This window comes from Amycolatopsis xylanica (genome assembly GCF_900107045.1).
In the GTDB taxonomy this organism is placed as follows: domain Bacteria; phylum Actinomycetota; class Actinomycetes; order Mycobacteriales; family Pseudonocardiaceae; genus Amycolatopsis; species Amycolatopsis xylanica.
Genome location: NZ_FNON01000003.1, coordinates 848,181 through 868,917, shown reverse-complemented (window position 1 = coordinate 868,917; position 20,737 = coordinate 848,181). Strand labels below are relative to the sequence as shown.

The following is a 20,737-nucleotide window of genomic DNA, read 5'->3' as shown; positions in this document are numbered from 1 at the left end:
CTTTCGGTAGTGACTCCGCCGTCATGACAACACGTTTCTTCGCATGCGAAAGAAGGCGTTCATGGACGGCAGGATCACCCGTCGGCAGCTGATCAAGGGCGGGCTCGCGGTGGCGGGCGCGGCGGCCGCCGCCCCGCTGCTGGCCCGCTCGGCCGCGGCGGCACCCGCCCAGTACACCGTCAACGTCCCCGACCTGCCTTGGCCCGCGGCGAACCAGATCGTCGCGGAGACCACGCTTCCCACCTTCCCCGACGCGAAGTTCGACATCACCGCGTACGGCGCGAAGGGCGACGGCAGCACCGACAACACGGCCGCGATCAAGAAGGCGATCGACGCCTGCAACGCCGCGGGCGGCGGGCACGTGATCGTGCCGAAGGGCACCTTCCTCACCGGCGCGGTGTACATCAAGAGCAATGTCGACTTGCACCTGGAAACCGGTTCGGTGCTGAAGTTCAGCGGCGACTCGTCGAAGTTCCCGACCGTGCTGACCCGGTACGAGGGCATCGAATGCATGAACCGCTCGCCGATGATCTACGCGTTCAAAGAGAAGAACATCGCGCTCACCGGCACCGGCACGCTCGACGCCAACAGCACCTCCTCGTGGAACAAGGGCACCGACCGCGCGTACCTGGAATCCTTGGTGGCCAAGGGAACCCCGCCGGAGAAGCGGATCGTGCCCGGCTCCGGCCACACCATGCGCTCGGCGTTCGTCGAGCCGTACTCGTGCGAGACCGTGCTGATCCAGGGCATCACGATCAAGAACTCGATGTTCTGGCAGCTGCACCCGACGCTGTGCAAGAACGTCACGGTCGACGGCGTCACCACCGACGCGAGCACCGCGCACTCCAACACCGACGCGTGCGACCCCGAGTCGTGCGACCACGTGGTCATCGTGAACTCGAACCTGGGCGCGCACGACGACAACATCGCGATCAAGTCGGGCCGTGACGACGACGGCCGCCGGGTCAACGTGCCGTGCCAGAACCTGGTGGTCGCGAACTGCGTCATGAACGGCAACTGGGGCGCGATCACCTGCGGCAGCGAGCAGACGGGCGGCATCCGCAACGTCTACGCGTACAAGCTCACCGTGAAGGGTGAAACGAAGTTCGCGCTGTACGTGAAGTCGAACACGAAGCGTGGCGGTTTCTCGGAGAACATCAACCTGGACAGCATTTCCGGGACCTTCGCTCGCTCGATCGCGTACGTACTGCCGACCTACAACAGCCAGACGGGTAACCACATCCCGTCGTTCGGGCCGTTCACGATCACCAACTCGTCGGCGACGAAGTGCGGGCAGATGGCGTTCAACGTCAGCGGCCTGTCCAACTCGCACGTGCACGGGTTCACCGCGACGAACTGCAAGTTCACCGGTGTCTCGAACACGACGAACACGTTGAAGTACATCGACAACCTGAAGTTCACGAACGTGACCATCAACGGAAAGCCGATCTAGGTCACACTGCGGTTTTCCCGGTCGTGCGGCAGGGTAACTCTGCCGCACGACCTTGGAGGCGCCGTGTCCGAACCCCAGACCGATCCGCTGACGACCGTCCTCGATGGCCGCTGGGCCGAGATCCGCCAGGCCGCGCGAGCGCACGTCGCCGACTTCGCGGATGTGCGTGCCCCCGGTGACCTCGGGATCGAGGCGCACCGCGCCCAGGTGCTCGAGCAGCTTCAGTCGCTGGCGAAGACGGACCTGCCCGCGCTGGGCTTCGACGCCCAGTACGGCGGCAAGGCGGACGTCGGCGGCGCGGTGACCGCGTTCGGGATGCTCGGGTTCGGTGACCTGTCGCTGATGGTCAAGGCCGGTGTCCAATGGGGACTGTTCGGCGGCGCCGTGCAGCTGCTGGGCACCGCGCGGCACCACGAGCGGTACCTGCGCCAGATCATGAGCCTCGACCTGCTGGGCTGCTTCGCCATGACCGAGCACGGGCACGGCTCCGACGTCCAGCATCTGCGGACGACGGCGACCTACGAGGATGGCTCGTTCGTCATCAACACCCCGGACGCGTCCGCCAAAAAGGAGTACATCGGCAACGCGGCGCGCGACGGCGAAATGGCCGTGGTGTTCGCACAGCTGATCACGGGCGGGGAATCCCGTGGCGTGCACGCGTTCGTGGTGCCGATCCGGGTGCCCGGCGTGACGATCGAGGACTGCGGGCGCAAGGCGGGACTGAACGGCGTCGACAACGGACGGCTGTCGTTCGACCACGTCCGCGTGCCGAGGGAAGCGCTGCTGAACCGGTTCGGCGACGTCGCCGGGGACGGCACGTATTCGAGCCCGATCGAGAGCGACAACCGGCGGTTCTTCACCATGCTCGGCACGCTGATCCGCGGCAGGGTGAGCGTCGCGGGGAGTGCCGGGGCCGCGACGGAACGGGCGCTGACCCTCGCCGTGCGCTACGCGGAGGGCCGCCGCCAGTTCTTCAAGCCGGGCGGCGACGAGGTCGTCCTGCTGGATTACCTTGCGCACCAACGGAAACTGCTGCCCGCACTGGCGAAGTCGTACGGGCTGCACTTCGCGCAAGAGGATCTCGTCGGCAAGCTGAACGACCTCGGCTCCGACGCGCCCGAGGAAGAGCAGCGTGAGCTGGAAGCACGCGCCGCCGGTCTCAAGGCGGTGGCGACGTGGCACGCGACGTCGACGATCCAGACCGCGCGCGAGGCGTGCGGCGGCGCGGGCTACCTCGCGGAGAACCTGCTGGCCGACCTGAAGGCGGACACGGACGTGTTCACGACCTTCGAGGGCGACAACACGGTGCTGCTGCAGTTGGTCGCGAAAGGCCTGCTGACCAGCTACAAGGAGTATTTCGAGGAGCTGAGCCCGGTCGCGGTCGCGCGGTTCGTCGTCGAGCAGTTCGTCGACTCGGTCAGGGAGAAGGCCCCGATGCTCCGGGGTGCCGACGCCGACGCGCTCCTCGACTGTGACTGGCAGCGCAAGATGTTCGAAGAGCGGGAGGAGCACGTCATCGACAGCCTCGCCCGCCGCCTGCGGAAAGCGGGTGAAGCCCCGTTCGACACGTTCAACGCGGCGCAGGACCACGTCCTGCGCGCGGGCCGCGCCCACGTCGAGCGCCTGGTGCTGGAGTCTTTCGCGGCGCGCGCCGACGACCCGTTGCTGTCCAAGGTGTGCGATCTCTACGCCTTGTCAAGCATCGAGGCCGATCGAGCCTGGTTCATGGAACATGGCCGCCTGACACCGTCCGGCTCGAAGGCGGTGACCGCGGCCGTCAACAAGCTATGCGCGGAACTCCGCCCGGACGCCAGGCGGCTGGTGGACGCCTTCGCCGTTCCCGAGCAGTTCCTGGCCGCGCCCATGCTCGATGAGCTCGCGTAGCTCCGCGATCTGCCTGCCCAGCTCGTCGAGGTGCTCACGGGTGACCGCCTGCGCGGTCTCCTCGGCCTCCGCGACCCGGCGGATCAGCCACGACGCCAGCGTCGCGGTCACTACACCCAGCAACGCGATCCCGGCCATCATCAGCCCGACCGCGACGATCCGCCCGGTGTGTGTGACCGGATAGCGGTCCCCGTAGCCGACGGTGGTCACCGTGGTGATCGCCCACCACACGGCGTCGGGGAAGTCCTTGATCGTCGGGCTCTCCGCGGCGCGCTCGGCTTCGAGCACGGCCAGCGCCGCACAGAACACGATCATCGCGGTCGACCCGACGGTGTAGACGACGACCCGGCCCCGCAGCGAGAGCGCGGCGCTGCGGTTGAGGATGCTGAGCACCGCGACCAGGCGCAGCAGCCGGAGCTGGCGGATGAGCGGGAGCACGATGATCAGCAGGTCGAGGATGTGGGTCTTGAGGAACGTCCGCTTGTCGTCGGCGAGGGAGAGACGGACGACGTAGTCGAAGGCGAAGAGCGCCCACGAGCCCCAGGTGATGATCTCGAACCAGAGCCGCGCGGTGTCGCTCAGCGTGGGGTCGAGGATCGGCCAGGCGTAGGCGACGAGGAAAAGTAGCGCGGCGAGGTTGAGTGGCCACTCCATGCGCTTTTCCCACATCGGCCCACTCCTCCTCGTTGGTGTGAAAACGCGAGCAGGCACGCATCCGTTACGTCCGAGGTGGACAGTGGCGGCATGAAAAAGGGGTCGTGAGTGATTTGGCCGGTTAGAACCGGCCGCAACACTCACGACCCCCGAGCGCGGGCTAGGAGTACATGGCCAGCCAGATGGCGATGTAGTGGGAGGTCGCCGCCAGCACCGTGCAGGCGTGGAAGTACTCGTGGTACCCGAAGGTGTCCGGCCAGTGGTTCGGCCAGCGCGAGGCGTAGAAGATCGCGCCGACCGTGTAGAACAGCCCGCCCACGCAGAGCAGGACCAAAGCGGCGATCCCGGCATGCTCGGCCAATTCCGGCAGCACGAAGACCGCGACCCAGCCGAGCGCGATGTAGATCGGGACGCCGAGCCAGCGCGGCGCGTGCGGCCAGAGCATCTTCAGCGCGACGCCGGCGATGGCGCCGCCCCAGACGACCGCGAGGACGATGTAGCCAGCCGGTTGTGACATGGCCAGCAGGCCGAACGGCGTGTACGTGCCCGCGATGAAGAGGAAGATCATCGAGTGGTCGGCGCGCTTCATCCACTTGTACGCCCGGGGGCTCCAAATGCGACGGTGGTACAGCGCGCTCACGCCGAAGAGGCCGAGCACCGTCAGGCCGTAGATCGAGGTGGCCAGCGCCGCTCGCGCGGACACAGTGGACGCGGCCAGCGAGATCAGCGTGGCGGCACCGGCGACGGAGATGAAGAACGACCAGAAGTGGAGGTGTCCGCGCAGGCGCGGACGCGTGTCTACTACGGGATCGGTCTCTGTCACTGAGGTCACCCGACCAGGTTACGGGACCGTAGGTTCAATGGCAGTACTCGTGGCGAGTCACACTCGACGGACTAACTTGCGTAGGCTCCTCTGGCGTGAGTCTCCGGTCCTTCATGTCCAGCATCGTCTACAGCGCCTACGGGCGGCGGCTGATCCAGCAGGCCGCCGGCAGGCATCCCCGGCATATCGCCATCATGCTCGACGGCAACCGCAGATGGGCGCGGGAAGCAGGCTTCACCGATGTCGCGGACGGGCATCGGGCCGGCGCGCAGAAGATCTCCGACTTCTTGCTCTGGTGCAACGAGGCCGAGGTAGAGGTGGTCACCATGTGGCTGCTGTCCACCGACAACCTCAACCGCCCCGCCGAAGAGGTCGGGCCGCTGCTGCAGATCATCGCCGACGTCACAGAGGAGCTGGCCAAGCCGGAAAACCCCTGGCAGCTGCGGATCGTCGGGGCGCTCGACCTGCTGCCGGACGACATCGCGAAGCGGCTGATCACCGCGGCGGAGCAGACCGAGGGCCGCAAGGGCATGGAGGTCAACGTCGCCGTCGGGTACGGCGGGCGGCAGGAGATCGCCGACGCGGTCAAGAAGCTGCTGCTCCAGCATGCCGACGAGGGCACGTCGATCAGGGAGCTCGCGAAGATACTGGACGTCGACCACATCTCGGAGCATCTCTACACCTCGGGTCAGCCGGACCCGGACCTCATCATCAGGACCTCGGGGGAGCAGCGGCTTTCCGGATTCCTGCTCTGGCAGTCGGCGCACTCCGAATTCTGGTTCACGGAGGCCTACTGGCCCGCATTCCGCCGTGTCGACTTCTTGCGTGCGATGCGTGATTACGCTTGGCGACACCGCCGGTTCGGCAACTGATTCGGCGCGGCGCCGCTAATCGCGAAACGGTTTCCGGTAACGCTGTTATCGATCAACGTGAAGGAAACCAAAAAGCAGGGCCCCGGGCTGGTGCCCAGGGCCCTGCTTTCAGCTAAGCGCTCAGTGCTTGCTCAGCGAGTGGAGGATCAGCGCCGGGGTGGTGGCGATGCCGGTGTAGGCACCCGCGACCACGGCGGCCGCGCCGTAGCCCAGCGCGCCACCGCCATCCATGAACCAGGAGGCGGCGTCGCCGAACGACGGCCAGTCGTCGCTGTGGGTCGCGGCGGCGGGCTCGCCGGCCGGAGCGGCCAGCGCCGTCCCGCCGAACACCGACAGGCCAATTGCAGTAGCGGCAACGATGCCAGCAACCTTCTTCACTATGCACACACTCCTAGATTGAGAATCGGGGTCCGGGGCACCGGAGGTCCGGTGGTGTGTCCCGCAACACGAAAATTACTAGTGATTCCCCCGTCATGCTGCTCCGATGACACCATTGTGTGAGGCTGGAATGGCGTCCTTCACTCGCTCGGGTTCATTTTCGGCGCGTAAGAATGCGGTCATGATCGTCGCGTGCTAACGCCTGTTTACCGCAATTGTTTACACAAGTGTCCCATGATCCATTCGAACGAGTGTTCCCGATACGGGTGGTCCATCACGCAGAGTAACTTCCACCCCGGGTTGATGTCCCGCGACCAACAGTGAGATGACAGTTCGGCGAATCACCTGTGTGGCTGCCTGCACGAAATCCGGAACGCAGGTAACTTTCGCAGTGAGGGTTCGCGTCCCATGCGGATCCTCGCGGGAGGCCCTGGTCGTGGCTGTGGCAGATCGGGTGGCGAAGCCACTCATGAAGCGCGCGAGGGGGCCGGCACCCGGCCCTCGTGGCCGTACGACCTGACAAACCGTCAGGGAGAACGGACAGCCAGGGAAGTGCCCGGCCCAGCGAGTGGCGGGCGTGGTGCCCACGCCCACGAGGGAGATGCCGTCGTGACTGCGCAGCGTTTACCCCGCAAGGCCTCTGGCCGTTCTTCGACCGGTGCCTCTGGCACTGAGAAAGCCTCATCCGAGTCCCAGCCGCACACCTATGTGCTCGACACGTCGGTACTGCTTTCAGACCCGTGGGCAGTGACCCGATTCGCCGAGCACTGTGTGGTGCTTCCGCTCGTCGTGATCAGTGAACTGGAGGCGAAACGCCACCACCCCGAACTGGGCTGGTTCGCCCGTGAAGCCCTGCGCATGCTCGACGACCTGCGCCGTCAGTACGGCAGGCTCGACGCGCCGCTCCCGATCGGGGAGGAGGGCGGCACCATCCAGGTCGAGCTGAACCACACCGACCCGTCGGTGCTGCCGGTCGGCTTCCGCACTGACTCGAACGACCACCGCATCCTCGCCTGCGCGCTGAACCTGGCCGTGGAGCGTCCCGGGGTCACCCTGGTGACCAAGGACGTCCCACTGCGGGTCAAGGCGGGCGCGGTCGGCCTGGACGCGGACGAGTACCGCGCCCAGGAGGTCACGCCGTCCGGCTGGACCGGGATGGCCGATGTCGACGCGCCGCAGACGCTGCTCGACGCGCTGTTCCACACCAGCTCGGTCGACCCGGTCGAGTTCGGGCTCGACGAGGTCGCCGAGATGCCCTGTCACACCGGGCTGCGGCTGCTCGCGGGCAGCTCCAGCGCGCTGGGGCGGGTCACGGCCGACAAGCGGATCCGGCTGGTGCGCGGTGAGAAGGAGGCGTTCGGGCTGCACGGCCGGTCGGCGGAACAGCGCGTGGCGCTGGACCTGCTGCTCGACTCCGACGTCGGCATCGTGTCGCTCGGCGGGCGCGCGGGCACCGGCAAGTCGGCGCTGGCGCTGTGCGCGGGCCTCGAATCGGTCATGGAACGGCGCGCGCACCGCAAGGTCGTCGTGTTCCGGCCGGTCTACGCGGTCGGCGGGCAGGACCTCGGCTATCTTCCCGGCTCCGAGAGCGAGAAGATGTCGCCGTGGGCGCAGGCGGTGTTCGACACCCTCGGCGCGCTGGTCAGCCAGGACGTGCTGGACGAGGTCTTCGACCGCGGGATGCTCGAGGTGCTGCCGCTCACGCACATCAGGGGCCGCTCGCTGCACGACACGTTCGTCATCGTGGACGAGGCGCAGTCCTTGGAGCGCAACGTCCTGCTGACCGTCCTCTCGCGACTCGGCACCGCGTCGCGGGTGGTCTTGACGCACGACGTCGCCCAGCGCGACAACCTGCGGGTCGGCAGGCATGACGGCGTCTCGGCGGTCATCGAGAAGCTGAAGGGCCACCCGCTCTTCGCGCACGTCACCCTCACCCGCTCCGAGCGCTCGCCCATCGCGGCGCTGGTGACCGAGATGCTGGAGGACCACGGCGCATAGAAACGGGATAAAGCGGGCTTTATCCCGTTTCGGGATAAAGCCCGCTTTATGTCACCAGCCCGCGGGCAGCGGGCGGCCTTCGGCGAAGCCCGCCGCGCTCTGCACGCCCAGCACGGCCTTCGAGTGGAACTCCTCGAGCGAGCGCGCGCCCGCGTAGGTGCACGACGACCGCACGCCGGCGCAGATCGAGTCGAGCAGGTCCTCGACGCCGGGACGCTGCGGGTCGAGCGCCATCCGCGACGCGGAGATGCCCTCCTCGAACAGCGCCTTGCGCGCCCGGTCGAAGACGTTGTCGGTCCGCGTCCGCGCGCCGACCGCCCGCTTCGACGCCATCCCGAACGACTCCTTGTACGGCCGCCCCTGCTCGTCGTAGCGCAGGTCGCCCGGCGATTCATGGGTGCCGGCGAACCATGAGCCCACCATCGCGGCCGACGCGCCCGCGGCCAGCGCCAGCGCGACGTCGCGCGGATGCCGCACACCGCCGTCGGCCCAGACGTGCTTGCCCAGCTCGCGGGCGGCGGCGGCGCATTCGGCCACGGCCGAGAACTGCGGCCGCCCGACGCCGGTCATCATCCGCGTGGTGCACATCGCGCCCGGCCCGACACCGACCTTGACCACGTCGGCGCCCGCGTGGATCAGGTCGCGCGTGCCCTCGGCCGTGACGACGTTGCCCGCCACCACCGGTACCTTCGGCGAGACCGACCGGACCGCCTTCAGCGCGGCGATCATCTTCTCCTGGTGCCCGTGCGCCGTGTCGACCACGAGCACGTCGACGCCGGACGCGAGCACCGCCTCGGCCTTCGCGGCGACATCGCCGTTGACGCCGACGGCCGCGGCGACGCGCAGCCTGCCGCCCGCGTCGACCGCGGGCGTGTACATCTCCGCGCGCAGCGCGCCGACGCTGGTCAGGACGCCGGCGAGCCTTCCGTCGGCGTCGACGCCGAGCGCCAGCTTGGCGCCGTGGTCGTGCAGCCGCTCGAACACCTCGCGCGGCGCGGTGTCCAGCGGGAGCGTCACGGCGGCGGGCTCGGCCACCTCGGCTAGCCGCGCGAAGCGGTCGACACCGGCGCAGGCGCTCTCGTCGACGATGCCGACCGGCCTGCCGTTTTCGTCGACGACCACGACCGCGCCGTGCGCCCGCTTGCTGACCAGGTTGAGCGCGTCGGCGACGGCGTCACCGCCGGTCAGCACGACGGGGGTGTCCCACACGGTGTGGCGGCTCTTCACCCAGGCGACGATGTCGTGCACGGCCGCCGGGTCGACGTCCTGCGGCAGCACGACCAGGCCGCCGCGGCGGGCCACCGTCTCGGCCATCCGGCGGCCTGCGACGGCGGTCATGTTGGCCACCACGAGGGGAATGGTCGCGCCCGTCCCGTCCACAGTGGACAGGTCGACGTCGAACCGGGACTCCACGTCCGAGCGGCCCGGCACCAGGAACACGTCGTCGTAGGTCAGGTCGTGAGCTGGGGTATGTCCATCAAGAAAGCGCACGAGTCACCACTGTAACCGCATGGCAGACTCGAAGCATGGCCGACCGCGATCGTGACGAAGTGGGACGGGCTCGTAACGCCAGGCCACGGGACGGTCTCGGCAGGCCGCTCCCGTACGACGCCGAGGGGGTCGAACGCCAGCCGGAGGGCATCGAGCGGACCCCGGACCAGGCGCTCGCCGAGGCTCAGCGGCTGCTCGACGACGGCAAACCGTTCCACGCGCACGAGGTGTTCGAGGACTCCTGGAAGTCGACCGACGGCCCCGAGCGCGAGCTCTGGCGCGCGCTCGCCCAGCTGGCGGTCGGGCTGACCCATATCGCGCGCGGCAACGCCGTCGGCGGGGCCGCGCTGCTGCGGCGTGGCTCGGAGAATCTGGAGCCGTTCGCCGCCGAGCCGCCGCACGGCGTCGACATCGCCGGGCTGACGGGGTGGGCGGCCGCGCTGATCGAGGAAGCCAAGGTCAAGGCCAGGCCGGCACCGGTGCCGCCGAAACTGAAGCGGTGAGCTCCGGGGTCAGTGGAGCCCACCGCTTCAGCGGGGGAGAGCGGCACTGTTGGGGGGAACAGTTCCGCTCTGGGGAGGGGAGCGAGGCTGGGAGGCGGTCCAGCCCCGCTCCCGGCTCAGCTGTGCAGCGCGCCCGCGGCCGTGGCGACCGGTGCGGGAGCAGCGGCGGGAGCGACCGGCGCCGCGGCGGACCGGACGACCTCGTTCGCGGACTTGCCGCAGACCTTCTTCTTCTCGGCGGCGGTCATCTTCGCGCCGACGATCTTCGTCTGGCCGACCACGCCGGGCGCGGGGCCTTCACCGCTGAAGTTGCGGACGAACCAGTTGTAGTGGCCCCACTTGCGTGAGCCGTACCAAAGTTCGTATTCGCCACCGGAGACCCGCATGACCGGCGAACGGTCCAGCCCGGCCCAGTGACCCGGTTTGATCGTGGTGCGCGTTTCGACCATGTCGCTGGTCTCCCAGCCCCATTCGCTGCCGAAGGTCGCCTTGTAGGAGACCGACCAGTCGACCAGGAACTGGAAGCCGGCGGTCACGCCGATCTCGTGCGAGACGGAGTTCTTGCCGGTACGGGTGTCGCGGCTGCCGACGACCTGGGTCGACTCGCTGGAGCTGCAGTTGTAGGCGGTGTCGACGCGGCGCCAGTCACCCCAGAAGTCGTTGCCCTTCCAGCCGACCTTGGCGTCACAGGACTTGGTCGCGCGGTCGCAGTCCTTGAGCAGCTCCGCGCGGGACGGGCCCCGGCTGAAGGACGCGGAGCTGGCCTTGTCGTTGAAGTCGCTGCCGAAGTTGGCCTCGTCGTTGGCGTACCACTCCTGGGTCGCACCCTGGAGGTCGCCGTGTTCGTAGAAGGTGACGTAGCAGTCGGCGTAGGTCCTGAACGACGAGACCTTGTCGTTCCACCAGCCCTGCCAGAAGTTCAGGTTCTGGGTTTGGCCGTCACGGCAGGTGTCACCGGTGACGGTGAGGCTGGCGCCGCCGAAGTTGCCGTGTTCGTAGAAGGTCGCGACGGTGACGCCCGCGGCCGCGCTCAGCGCGCGCTGTTCCGTTTCGAAGCACCGCACCGACTGGGTGCCGGTGTCGGCGACGCAGTGCGAGCCGGGCGACGCCGCCTGTGCGGACGTGCTGAAGCCGGTGCTGGCCATGAGGACGGCCAGCGCGATCAGTACCGGTCTGACGTATTTCACGTCGAGTTTCTCCTCAGTGCACGGATACCGCTCCCGATCGGGAGCGGCACGTCACCGAGTCCACCGTGAAAGCGACCGGATGCCCACGTGGAACGACCGGCAAGATCCGCCGGTCAAAAACTGCCGGTCTCGGCGCGCAGCTCCTCGGCCAGCGCGCGCGTTTCCGGGGTGCCCCAGGCCAGGCAGAACTCGAGCGCGTTCGCCCGGGTTTCGCGGGCCTGCGTGGTCTCGCCGAGGTCGTCGAGCACCGCGGCCAGGTCGCGCTGCGCGCGCACGCGCGTGTGGCCCGCGCCCGTCTCGCGCAGCAGTTTGACCGCGGCGGCCAGCTCGTCGCGGGCGGCTTCGAGGTCGCCGACGCCCCGGAGCGCCGAGCCGAGGCCGTGGCGGGCGCGTGCCTCGCCGCTGCGCATGCCCGCCTCGCGGAACAGGCCGACGGCCTCGGTGAACACCGCCAGCGCCTGCTCCCACTCCTGCCGCGCGCTCAGCGCGTTGGCGAGCGGGAGCAGCCGGTGGGCGAGCAGGATGGCGCCGCCGCCGGTCTCGGGGTGATGCTCGGGGCGGCGGAAGAAGGCGACCGCGCGCCGGTGCGTGTCGATGGCCTCGTCCGGCCTGCCCTCGGCGAGCAGCAGGGTGGCCCGCGCCGACCTGGCGATGTGCTCGCCGAGCGGGTCGGCTCCGGCGAGGAACCGGTCGATGGCCTGGTCGATGGTCGCCGACGCGGCGGCCAGGTCACCGATGGACCGGTCGAGCGAGGCCAGGTAGAACAGCGACCAGCCCGCTTCGGCGTGCTCACCGGCCTTGTCGCTCGCGGCGAGCGCCAGGCGGCACAGCCGCACGCCTTCCTCGCGTCGTTCGAGCAGCACGCCGACCGCCCAGCCGAGCAGGTTGAGCTGCACCGCCTCGTCGCGCGTGCTGCCGATCGCGCGCGCGGCGGCGACGCCGAGTTCGAAGACCTCCGGCCAGATTTCGGGCGCGACGCCGAGGTCGGAGTACCAGTGCATCGCCTCGGTCAGCGCGAGCACGTCGTCGTGACGGCCCTCACTCGCGGCGACGCGCAACGCGGCGATCCAGTCGCGCTGCCTGCTTTGCAGCCAGGCGAAGGCTTCCTGCCGGGTTCCGATAGCCGCTACCGGTGCTGATCGGACAGTCCGATGTGGACGGATGGTCGGCGGCAGGAAGTGCAGTCCTGCCTTGGTGGCGCTGGTGAGCAGCCAGTCGGTGAAGCGGCGCTGGGCGTCTTCGTGCGGATCGTCGGCGAGCAGCGCACGCGCGAAGGCGTGGAGCAGGTCGTGGAACTCGTAGTGCTGGTCGGACGCCATCGGGGTGAGCAGGCTGGCGTCGGCGAGCTCCTCGATCGCGTCCGCGGCAACGCATTCGGGCAAGTCCGCGACGACGGCGGCCACCTCGGCCGACAGCTCGCCGTCGACCAGCGCGAGCCTGCGGAACACGGTGGCGGCCTGTTCGCTGAGCTGCCGGTAGGACACGTCGAACGCCGCGCGAACCCGCAGGTCACCGGCTTCCAATGCGGGAAAACGGCTCTCGCCGAGCCGGTCGGCGAGCTGGCGGATCGACCAGCGCGGCCTGCTCGCCAGCTGGTTGCCCGCGATGCGCAGCGCCAGCGGCAACCGGCCGCACAGCTCGGCGACCTGCGCGGCGGCCAGCGGCTCTTGGTCGATCCGCGCCTGTCCGGCGATGCTCGCCAGCAGGTCGAGCGCTTCGGCGCTGTCCAGGCCGTCGAGGGTCTGCCAGGCCGCGGACTCCAGCCCGGTCAGCCCGCGCCTGCTGGTGATGATGGTGAACGAACCGGGCATGGTGGCCGCCAGCGGCCGGGCCTGCGCCTCGTCCGCGGCGTTGTCGAGCAGCACCAGCACCGGCCGTTCCCGTTGCAGCGCACGGTAAAGCGGCACGAGGTCGTCGAGCTGCTGAGGCAACTGGTCCTCTTCGACGCCCAGCGCGCCGAGCAGCCGTCGCAGCAGCTGGGGCGGCGCCGGTGGCCGTTCGGCGAGCCCGTCCAGTTCGAGGAACAGGAAGCCGCCGGGGAAGATCGGCGCGAGCGTGGCGCCCGCGCGGATCGCGAGGCTGGTCTTGCCGATGCCGGGCGGGCCGGTGAGCACGGCCGTCGACGTCGTCTGATCCTTGCCGAGCTCGACCAGCCAGTCGAGCTCGGCGTCGCGCCCGGCGAAGTCGCCGATCGCGCACGGCGGTTCGCACAAGGCCTTGGTGAAGCCGGGAAGCGCGTTCTCCTGGCCGGTCCTGGCGGTCTTCGCGATGCGGTGGATGAGCAGGCGTTCGCTGGACCCGAGCCCGGCGGCCGTCACGAGCGCTTCGACGGTGCGCCGCTGCGGCGCGCGGGCGCGGCCTCGTTCGAGGTCGCTGATCGCGCGCACGCTGATGCCCGAGCGCTCCGCGAGCTCTTCCTGCGTCAAGCCGGCCGTGCGTCGAGCGGCGCGGAGCAGTTCGGCCAGGTCCGGGGACAAACGCTCAGTCCCACCCGGTCGAGGCGGCCTTCTCGGCGCCGATCGTCGTGCTCTCCCCGTGGCCGGTGCGGACCTCGGTGCCGTCGGGTAGTGCGAAAAGCTTGTCGTGGATGGACTTCACGATGGTCGGATAGTCCGAATAGGACCGTCCGGTGGCTCCGGGGCCGCCGTGGAACAGCGTGTCGCCGGTGAAGAGCACGCCGAGTTCCGGCGCGTAGAGGCAGACCGCGCCCGGCGCGTGGCCCGGGGTGTGCAGCACCCGGAGCTCGGTGCCCGCGACGGTCAGCGTCTGGCCGTCGGTGAGCTCGCCGTCCGGCGCGCGGCCGGGATGCGTGAGGTCCCAGAGCACCCGGTCCTCGCGGTGCAGCAGGATCGGCGCGCCGGTGCGCTCGGCGAGCGCGGGCGCGGCGTTGACGTGGTCGTTGTGCGCGTGCGTGCTGACGATCGCGACCAGCTTGCGGTCGCCGACGACGTCGGCGATGGCCTCGGCGTCGTGCGCCGCGTCGATCACCAGCACCTCGGTGTCGTCCCCGATCAGCCAGACGTTGTTGTCGACCGCCCAGCTGCCGCCGTCGAGCTCGAAGGTGCCCGAAGTGACCACGTTCTGTACCACTGCCGCCATAAATATGACTTTAGCGACCGTTTGACATACCGTCGGTACGTACTGGAGAGTAGACTTACTGACGGTAAGAAAGGGGTCGTGATGCTGGCCGAGCCGTTCGAGCTGCGCTGTGGCGCCGTGCTCCCGCACCGGATCGTGAAGTCGGCGCTGAGCGAGCAGCTCGGCGACCGCCACAACCGGCCGAGCGTGGACCTCATCTCCCTTTACCGTACTTGGGCGCGAGGCGGCGCCGGCGCGCTGATCAGCGGAAACGTGATGGTCGATCCGACCGCGCTCGGCGAGCCGCGCAACGTCGCGATCCCGGTCGTGCCCGATCCGGTCGACTACAAGCCGTGGGCCGAGTCGGTCGCGAGCACCGGTGCGCAGCTCTGGGCGCAGCTGAACCACCCCGGCAGGCAGAGCCCTCGATTCCTGTCTCGGCAGCCGGTCGCGCCGTCCGCCGTCCCGTTCGCCGACCGCGGCATCCGCTCGGTGTTCGCGACGCCGCGCGCGCTGACCTCGGCGGAGGTCGAGGCGCTGGTCGAGCGGTTCGTGCTGGCCGCGTCGACCTTCGCGGACGCCGGGTTCGCGGGCATCCAGCTGCACGGCGCGCACGGGTACCTGATCTCGCAGTTCCTTTCGCCGCTGACGAACCAGCGCACCGACGAGTGGGGCGGCGACGCCGTCCGACGGCGCCGATTCCTGCTGGAGCTGGTCCGCCGGATCCGGGCCGAACTGCCCGCGCGTGTCCCGCTTTCGGTGAAGCTGAACAGCGCCGACTTCCAGCGTGGCGGGTTCACCGAGGAGGAGTCGCTGGAGGTCGTGCGCGAGCTCGGCGAGGCCGGGCTCGATCTGCTCGAGATTTCCGGTGGCACGTACGAGAAGGCCGCGATGATGGGGGTGACGCGCGCGAGCTCGGTGCGCCGCGAGGCCTATTTCCTCGACTACGCCGCGAAAGCGCGCAAGGTTTCCGATGTCGCGCTGATGGTGACCGGCGGGTTCGCCACGGTGGACGGCATGAACGAGGCGTTGCGGTCCGGCGCGCTCGACGTCATCGGGCTCGGCAGGCCGATGATCGTCGACCCGGAGCTGCCCCGGCGGCTGCTCGCCGGTGCGGACGTCCGCGCCGAACGTCTGTGCCCCAAGACTGGCATCCGCCTCGCCGACAGCCTGCTGGAAATCCAGTGGCACACCCAGCAAATGCACCGCGTCGCCGCCGGGAAGCCGGTCGACAAGCGGCGCGGCGCCTGGCGGTCGCTGATCACCGCGGGCGTCAGCGATCCGTTGAATGCCTTTCGGCGGGTACGCGCCTAGATCCCGTGTTCCCAGATCGAGGTCTGGGCCTGCTCCGCGCGGATCCGCCAGCTCTGCCGCCGGAAACGCAGTACGACGAAGGCCAGCAGCGCGCTGCTCAGCGCCGCGGCGACCCCGGCCAGCACGAAGTCGTCGGCCCGCACCATGATCGAAACCAGTGCCAGCCCGGCGAGCACCACGACGGCGGTGAGCAGGGTGCCGGTGCCGCGTGGATGCCAGATCCAGTCATCACCCTCGCGGACCTCGCGTTGTAACTCGGTCGCGGCCTGGACCAGCGCGGGATCGGCGACCTGGAGTTCGAGCACCCGCCACGCGGCGCGCCCGCAGGTGTCGCGCTGGGCCTGTGTGGTCATCACCAGCTTTCCGTCCCTGGTGACACTGCAGGCGGCGCAGGCCTGCGCGTAGAGCGCGGTCGCCAGCCGCAGCCGAAGTTGTTGATCAAAAGGGCTGACGGTTAATAACCGTTCTAATTCGTGAATCGTTTGCGAATCGTATTCGGGCACCCGAAACCTCCTTCAACCGTTACTTCGGCCGGTCGGTTCTGCATGATACGGTCTGCAAATTGCATAAGGGGAATCCTGGTCGAAGAAAATCGCAGGGGTCGTCATGTCGGGTTCAGCCCAGCTCAGTTCGAGCCGGTTCGCGATCATCGCCGTCATCGCGAACCTGATGCTGTGCACGCTGCTCGGGCTGGCGTGGGTGCTGATCGGGAAAACCGGGAATGAGCCCGACTCACCCTCGGCGTCGCCGGAGGGTTTGTCGCTCGTGTCGCCGTCAACCCCTTCCCCCGCAACGACTTTCGCGCCACCGATCACGACGGTGACCACCTTGCCGAGTTATCCGCCTACTGTGACGGTGCGGAGCACGGAAACGTTACCGCCGGAGTGGGAAAGGATTTCCGCGCCCGCCGGGCTGGACATGATCATTCCGCGTGGCTGGCCGACGAAAACGGTCCCGGAACCCGGCAGCATGCAGGCGACCGATCCGGGTGACCCGAAGCGGATTCTCAAATTCGGCGGCGCCGAGCCCGCGGATCCGGCCGATATCCAAACGTTCCATCAACGCTATGAGCGCCAGGTCGCGCAGCGATCCGGATATGTGCTGCTCGGGCTGCGGCCCACCTCCGTGCGCGGGCACGAGGCGGTCGACTGGGAATTCGAATGGAATGCCCCGGAAGGCCGCCGCCATGTCCGGTCCGTCTACTGGCGGGCAGGCGGGATCGAGTACTACGTCTACGCGCACGGCCCGCTCGCGACCTGGTCAGAGACAGCCGCCATCGCCGCCGCGATGGTCAGTGGTTCGACGCCCTGAGGGGGCCATCCGAGATGACCGAAATCCCCGTCAGAAGACCGGGAAGACCCGACGACACCACGCGTTACCTGTGCGCGGCGTCCTATTTGGACCCGTCGTACGCGACCAGCGCGCTCAAGGAGTTCCTGGTCGAACCGACCCGGCCGATCCCGCCGTCACCGGGGCTGGATTCGGTGCGGGTGCTCGCCGAAGCGGTGCGCGCGCGGGTCCGGCGGAAGGTCTTGGACGCGACGCTGCTCTTCCTGATGGCGGTCTTCGTGATCCTGTCGTGGGACAACCCGCTGCTCTACGGCTGGATCGCGTTCGGCCTTTTCGTCGGTGGCGCGGACTTCGTCACGAAGATGGGCTCGAGCGCCAACTCCGGCTCCCGCACGGTGAAGATCATCGGCGCCGCGGTGGTCGTCGGCCTGGTGCTGTGGCTGATTTCCCAGTATGGCAGCGAGTTGTTCGGCGGCGGCAGTTCCGGCTACTACCGCACGGCGGCGGAGTACAGCTCGACCACCGGCGAGACCGTCCGGTCGGTGTTCGCCTGGATCCTCGTGTTCATCGTGCTGGCGGTGCTGGTCGGCGAGCGGTTCAGCACCTGGCAGCTGCTCACCAGCCGGTTCAGCCGGGGCGCCGCGCCGCGGCCTGCCGACCACGACCTCGCGCCGAGCATGTTCGCCGAGGACTTCCGCGCCGAGCTGCAGCGGCACCAGCAGGTGAGCAGGCAGGCGGCCGGCGACACCCCGCTGATCGTGCACCGGGGCTACAACCCGTTCGTCGGCTCCGGCGTCCGCCGCCAGTCGTGGTCGATGGCCATCCCGCTGGAACGGCTGCCGGAGGACCAGCGCACCGGCGACAAGCCGTTGACCACGGCCTCGATGTACGCCGGAATCCGTGCCGCCGTCGAGGATCTGCGCCGCGACGGCGTGCTCTCGCCCGACGGCAGGCTGGGTGAGCTGAAGGTCGACGGCGCCGTGTACACCCCGGCGACCGAGCTGATCCACCACTTCCACACCCCGGACGCGCTGGCGTACCTGCCGGCGGCCGACCGCCCGCCGTACGGCCACCTCGCCCACGACGAGGCCGAGCGCGTCCGGCTGCAGCCGAAGGAATGGGCGCGCTACTACCTCTGCTTCCAGGTCGAGACCTGGAACCGCGAGCTGGTGGTGTCCACCTATCTGCACGTGGCGGTCACCGAGTCGACGCTGTATCTCGAATGGACGCCCTGCGTGCTGCCGCCGATCCGGTCCCAGTACCAGGTGGTCGACAAGATGCGCCCGAACTCGCCGAGACCGCTGTTCGACGGCCTCCTCGAGTGGCTGAAGCTGCCGATCACGGTGCCCGGCAGGCTGGTCAACCTGTTCAGCAGGGTCCGCCAGCCCAAGCGGGAAGCGGGTGTGCTCGACCCGGATCGCTACGGCTCGCTCCTGAGCCTGCGTGAGCTGGCGGCTTCGGCCAACGTCAGCAACTACTTCCAGCTGCTCGACGTGGAGCGCTACGACAAGATCATCGAGAGCAGGCTGCTGCCCGCCATCGCCCGGATCCTGCGCGAGTCCGGGTACTCCGAGGCGCGCTTCGAGCAGCAGGCCGCGGTCGTCACCACCAACAACGTGAACGTCATCGGCATCAACAACGCGCCGATCACCCAGACCGGCCCCAACTCGGGCTCGATCACCACCAAGATGGCCCCGCCCGCGCGGGCCAAGGACTGAGGAGAACGCCAGTGGGCGACCGCATCAACAACCGCGTCACCATCAGCGGCAGCTCGGACGGGCCGATCGTGCAGACCGGCCACAACAGCGGAACCCTGATCGTCGGCAGCCCCCAGGCCACGGTCGCCGCGCAAGACCTGGCCGCGCTGCTGATCGCCTTGCGCTCCCAAGCCGCGCAGGCCCAGCTGGACAAGGCCTCGGTCGTCGAGGACAACCTGGACGACCTCATCGCCGACGCCCAAGCCCCCGAGGTCGCCATCCCCGCGGTCGTCCAAAGCCGCTGGACCAAGGTGAAGGGCCTGCTGGGCGGTCTCACGGAGTTCACCGACCTGATCGCCAAGATCTCCGACCACATCCACCGCCTCTTCGGCTGACCCCGCCCCCGCGTGTCGTCCATCCAGGTACGCGTGTCGTCCGTCTGTGTACGCGTGCCGTCCGTTCCCGTACGGCCCGATGCCGCGGATTTCGCGGACGCGGATGGACGGCAGCCGTGCACAGATGGACGGCACGCGTACGCCGCTGGACGACACGCGTGCACAGATGGACGACACGCCGGAGACTAGGTGCCTTTGAGGAGGGAGCGGACGGTGTCGATCGTGTCGGCGTCGGCGGGGTCCTTGTCGGGGCGGTAGCGGACGACGCGAGCGAAGCGGAGCGCGACGCCGCCCGGGTAGCGGGTGCTGGCCTGGGCGCCGTCGAGCTCGATCTCGACGACCAGCTCGGGACGGACGTGGACCACCCAGTCGGTGCGGCTGGTTTCGATCTCCTGGAAGCGGGTGGTCTGCCAGGCGAGCAGCTCGTCGGTCATGCCCTTGAACGTCTTGCCGACCATGATCGGCGGGCCGCCGTCGGGGTCGCGGGCGCCGAGATGGAGGTTGGACAGGGTGCCGGTGCGCCTGCCGTGACCCCACTCGGCGCCGAGCACCACCAGGTCGATGGTGTGCACCGGCTTCACCTTGAGCCAGGCGCGGCCTCGGCGCCCGGCCGCGTACGGCGAGTCGAGTGCCTTGACCATCACACCCTCGTGGCCCGCGGTCATCGCGTCGTCGAGGACGCGTTGCGGGTCGGGCGGGTTGATCTCGCCGGGGATGACGTGCTCGCCCGCGACCTTGCGCAGCGCGACGTTGCGCTCGGCCAGCGGCGCGTCGAGCAGGTCGACGCCGTCGAGGTGCAGGCAGTCGAAGAAGTACGGCCGGAGCAGGAGCGCGCGGACCTGCTCCTCGCGGGTGCTGCCGAAGCGGCTTTGCGTTTCCTGGAAGGGCCTCGGCCTGCCGTCGTCGGTGAGCGCGAGCGTCTCGCCGTCGAGCACGACCGACTCGCACGGCAGCGCGCGCACCAGCTCGACCAGCTCGGCGACGCTGCCGGTGATCTCGCGCAAGGTCCTGGTGTAGATGTGGATCTCGTCGCCGTCGCGGTGCACCTGGATCCGCGCACCGTCCATTTTGTACTCGACGATCTTGCCCTCGTGCTCGGCGACGGCCTCGTCCATCGACTCGGCCGGTGACGCGAGCATCGGCCGGATCGGCCTGCCGAGCCGAAGCCGGAACTCCGCCAGCTCCGCCTCACCGCCGTTGATCGCGGCCTCGGCGGTCACCGGCAGCTCACCCGAGAGCATGAACGCCCGGCGCACCACGTCCACCGCGACGCCGGCCGCGGCGGCCACCGCGTCGACCATCACGCCTTCCAGCGCACCCTGCCTCAGCTCCCCGGTGATCAGCCGGAACAGGAAGTCCTGCTCCTCGGACGTGGCCCGCCCGAACAGCTCCCCGAGCACCTCGGCGCGCCGCTTCGCCGAGCCAGCGCCCGCCGTGACGGACAGCTCCGCCAGCGCGGCGTCGACCTCGCCGATGGTCAGCGACGCCTCTTGGGCAGGCGTCACTCCCAGCTCGGCGAGCGTGCGCCAGCCGGTGCCGATCCGGCCCTGGCGGATCTGGCCGGTGAGGATCGCCGTGACCGCGGGCAGCTCGGCGGCATCGGCGGCCCGCAGCACCCCGGCGATGACCTCGACCTTGGTCTTGCGCGAGCGGGTGGCGGCGATCGCGGCTGACGCGGAGACGACGTCGGTGAGCAGCATGTTCGACATCATGCGCCTCG

General features: G+C 69.0%; 19 protein-coding genes. 9 read left to right on the top strand and 10 right to left on the bottom strand.

Annotated features, from left to right (window positions below; translation table 11 throughout):
• Positions 1 to 61: 61 nt before the first annotated feature.
• The gene (locus tag BLV57_RS17705) at positions 62 to 1,453 is read left to right on the top strand and encodes a glycoside hydrolase family 28 protein (protein ID WP_091290466.1); all 1,392 of its coding nucleotides are present in this window, start codon (positions 62 to 64) and stop codon (positions 1,451 to 1,453) included.
• Positions 1,454 to 1,516: 63 nt separating this feature from the next.
• Positions 1,517 to 3,337, top strand: coding sequence for an acyl-CoA dehydrogenase family protein (locus BLV57_RS17700; protein WP_091289917.1), 1,821 nt, complete (start codon positions 1,517 to 1,519; stop codon positions 3,335 to 3,337).
• On the opposite strand, the gene BLV57_RS17695 is transcribed toward BLV57_RS17700, so the two are convergent.
• Both BLV57_RS17695 and trhA read right to left on the bottom strand, forming a co-directional pair.
• Positions 3,239 to 4,006 carry a potassium channel family protein gene (locus tag BLV57_RS17695; protein WP_091289915.1) on the bottom strand — a complete coding sequence of 256 codons (768 nt, stop codon included), beginning with the start codon at positions 4,004 to 4,006 and terminating at the stop codon, positions 3,239 to 3,241. The genes BLV57_RS17700 and BLV57_RS17695 overlap by 99 nt on opposite strands.
• 145 nt (positions 4,007 to 4,151) lie before the next feature.
• Complete coding sequence (gene trhA, locus BLV57_RS17690; RefSeq protein WP_176968662.1) at positions 4,152 to 4,823, bottom strand: PAQR family membrane homeostasis protein TrhA; 672 nt, start codon at positions 4,821 to 4,823, stop codon at positions 4,152 to 4,154.
• Positions 4,824 to 4,927: 104 nt separating this feature from the next.
• On the opposite strand from trhA, the gene BLV57_RS17685 reads away from it, so the two are divergent.
• The gene (locus tag BLV57_RS17685; protein ID WP_091289913.1) at positions 4,928 to 5,686 is read left to right on the top strand and encodes an isoprenyl transferase; all 759 of its coding nucleotides are present in this window, start codon (positions 4,928 to 4,930) and stop codon (positions 5,684 to 5,686) included.
• Between the two features lie 120 nt (positions 5,687 to 5,806).
• Here BLV57_RS17685 and BLV57_RS17680 read toward each other — a convergent pair whose 3' ends face one another.
• The gene (locus tag BLV57_RS17680) at positions 5,807 to 6,064 is read right to left on the bottom strand and encodes a hypothetical protein (protein ID WP_091289912.1); all 258 of its coding nucleotides are present in this window, start codon (positions 6,062 to 6,064) and stop codon (positions 5,807 to 5,809) included.
• A gap of 708 nt (positions 6,065 to 6,772) precedes the next feature.
• Between BLV57_RS17680 and phoH2 the strand changes: the two genes are divergently transcribed.
• Positions 6,773 to 8,062 carry an RNA 5'-3' helicase PhoH2 gene (phoH2, locus tag BLV57_RS17675; RefSeq protein WP_091289910.1) on the top strand — a complete coding sequence of 430 codons (1,290 nt, stop codon included), beginning with the start codon at positions 6,773 to 6,775 and terminating at the stop codon, positions 8,060 to 8,062.
• A 51-nt stretch (positions 8,063 to 8,113) separates the two neighbouring features.
• On the opposite strand, the gene guaB1 is transcribed toward phoH2, so the two are convergent.
• Positions 8,114 to 9,553, bottom strand: coding sequence for a GMP reductase (guaB1, locus tag BLV57_RS17670; protein ID WP_091289909.1), 1,440 nt, complete (start codon positions 9,551 to 9,553; stop codon positions 8,114 to 8,116).
• 35 nt (positions 9,554 to 9,588) lie between these two features.
• Here guaB1 and BLV57_RS17665 point away from each other — a divergent pair, with 35 nt between their 5' ends.
• Complete coding sequence (locus tag BLV57_RS17665) at positions 9,589 to 10,056, top strand: DUF309 domain-containing protein (RefSeq protein ID WP_091289907.1); 468 nt, start codon at positions 9,589 to 9,591, stop codon at positions 10,054 to 10,056.
• A gap of 116 nt (positions 10,057 to 10,172) precedes the next feature.
• On the opposite strand, the gene BLV57_RS17660 is transcribed toward BLV57_RS17665, so the two are convergent.
• The 3 genes from BLV57_RS17660 to BLV57_RS17650 all read right to left on the bottom strand — a co-directional run bounded on the left by BLV57_RS17660 (position 10,173) and on the right by BLV57_RS17650 (position 14,342).
• The gene (locus tag BLV57_RS17660) at positions 10,173 to 11,243 is read right to left on the bottom strand and encodes a hypothetical protein (RefSeq protein WP_091289906.1); all 1,071 of its coding nucleotides are present in this window, start codon (positions 11,241 to 11,243) and stop codon (positions 10,173 to 10,175) included.
• 113 nt (positions 11,244 to 11,356) lie between these two features.
• On the bottom strand, positions 11,357 to 13,720 hold the full coding sequence (locus tag BLV57_RS17655; protein WP_091289904.1) for an ATP-binding protein: 2,364 nt from the start codon (positions 13,718 to 13,720) through the stop codon (positions 11,357 to 11,359).
• A 4-nt stretch (positions 13,721 to 13,724) separates the two neighbouring features.
• Positions 13,725 to 14,342, bottom strand: coding sequence for an MBL fold metallo-hydrolase (locus tag BLV57_RS17650; RefSeq protein WP_091289902.1), 618 nt, complete (start codon positions 14,340 to 14,342; stop codon positions 13,725 to 13,727).
• Between the two features lie 81 nt (positions 14,343 to 14,423).
• On the opposite strand from BLV57_RS17650, the gene BLV57_RS17645 reads away from it, so the two are divergent.
• Entirely contained in the window at positions 14,424 to 15,635 is a 1,212-nt protein-coding gene (locus tag BLV57_RS17645; protein ID WP_091289900.1) for an NADH:flavin oxidoreductase/NADH oxidase family protein, read from the top strand.
• On the opposite strand, the gene BLV57_RS17640 is transcribed toward BLV57_RS17645, so the two are convergent.
• Both BLV57_RS17640 and BLV57_RS42865 read right to left on the bottom strand, forming a co-directional pair.
• Complete coding sequence (locus BLV57_RS17640; RefSeq protein WP_143047086.1) at positions 15,632 to 16,138, bottom strand: hypothetical protein; 507 nt, start codon at positions 16,136 to 16,138, stop codon at positions 15,632 to 15,634. The two genes, BLV57_RS17645 and BLV57_RS17640, sit on opposite strands and share 4 nt — an antisense overlap.
• A 12-nt stretch (positions 16,139 to 16,150) precedes the next feature.
• Positions 16,151 to 16,462, bottom strand: a complete 312-nt coding sequence (locus BLV57_RS42865; protein WP_143047085.1) for a hypothetical protein — start codon at positions 16,460 to 16,462, stop codon at positions 16,151 to 16,153.
• Positions 16,463 to 16,490: 28 nt separating this feature from the next.
• On the opposite strand from BLV57_RS42865, the gene BLV57_RS42860 reads away from it, so the two are divergent.
• The 3 genes from BLV57_RS42860 to BLV57_RS17625 are packed head-to-tail and all read left to right on the top strand — an operon-like array spanning position 16,491 to position 19,017.
• On the top strand, positions 16,491 to 16,946 hold the full coding sequence (locus tag BLV57_RS42860) for a hypothetical protein (protein WP_143047084.1): 456 nt from the start codon (positions 16,491 to 16,493) through the stop codon (positions 16,944 to 16,946).
• 14 nt (positions 16,947 to 16,960) lie between these two features.
• The gene (locus BLV57_RS17630; RefSeq protein WP_143047083.1) at positions 16,961 to 18,643 is read left to right on the top strand and encodes a hypothetical protein; all 1,683 of its coding nucleotides are present in this window, start codon (positions 16,961 to 16,963) and stop codon (positions 18,641 to 18,643) included.
• 11 nt (positions 18,644 to 18,654) lie between these two features.
• Positions 18,655 to 19,017, top strand: coding sequence for a hypothetical protein (locus tag BLV57_RS17625; protein WP_091289894.1), 363 nt, complete (start codon positions 18,655 to 18,657; stop codon positions 19,015 to 19,017).
• Positions 19,018 to 19,202: 185 nt separating this feature from the next.
• Here the strand turns inward: BLV57_RS17625 and BLV57_RS17620 are convergent, their stop codons facing one another.
• Positions 19,203 to 20,717, bottom strand: a complete 1,515-nt coding sequence (locus BLV57_RS17620; RefSeq protein WP_091290464.1) for an ATP-dependent DNA ligase — start codon at positions 20,715 to 20,717, stop codon at positions 19,203 to 19,205.
• Between the last annotated feature and the right edge of the window lie 20 nt (positions 20,718 to 20,737).

Excerpts from the sequence above, each read along its gene's own strand:
- BLV57_RS17665 (WP_091289907.1), top strand. The coding sequence starts at position 9,589 with ATGGCCGACCGCGATCGTGACGAAGTGGGACGGGCTCGTAACGCCAGG.
- BLV57_RS17630 (WP_143047083.1), top strand. The coding sequence starts at position 16,961 with ATGACCGAAATCCCCGTCAGAAGACCGGGAAGACCCGACGACACCACG.
- BLV57_RS17685 (WP_091289913.1), top strand. The coding sequence starts at position 4,928 with ATGTCCAGCATCGTCTACAGCGCCTACGGGCGGCGGCTGATCCAGCAG.
- BLV57_RS17620 (WP_091290464.1), bottom strand. The coding sequence starts at position 20,717 with ATGCTGCTCACCGACGTCGTCTCCGCGTCAGCCGCGATCGCCGCCACC.
- BLV57_RS17645 (WP_091289900.1), top strand. The coding sequence starts at position 14,424 with ATGCTGGCCGAGCCGTTCGAGCTGCGCTGTGGCGCCGTGCTCCCGCAC.
- BLV57_RS17695 (WP_091289915.1), bottom strand. The coding sequence starts at position 4,006 with ATGTGGGAAAAGCGCATGGAGTGGCCACTCAACCTCGCCGCGCTACTT.
- BLV57_RS17705 (WP_091290466.1), top strand. The coding sequence starts at position 62 with ATGGACGGCAGGATCACCCGTCGGCAGCTGATCAAGGGCGGGCTCGCG.
- BLV57_RS17650 (WP_091289902.1), bottom strand. The coding sequence starts at position 14,342 with ATGGCGGCAGTGGTACAGAACGTGGTCACTTCGGGCACCTTCGAGCTC.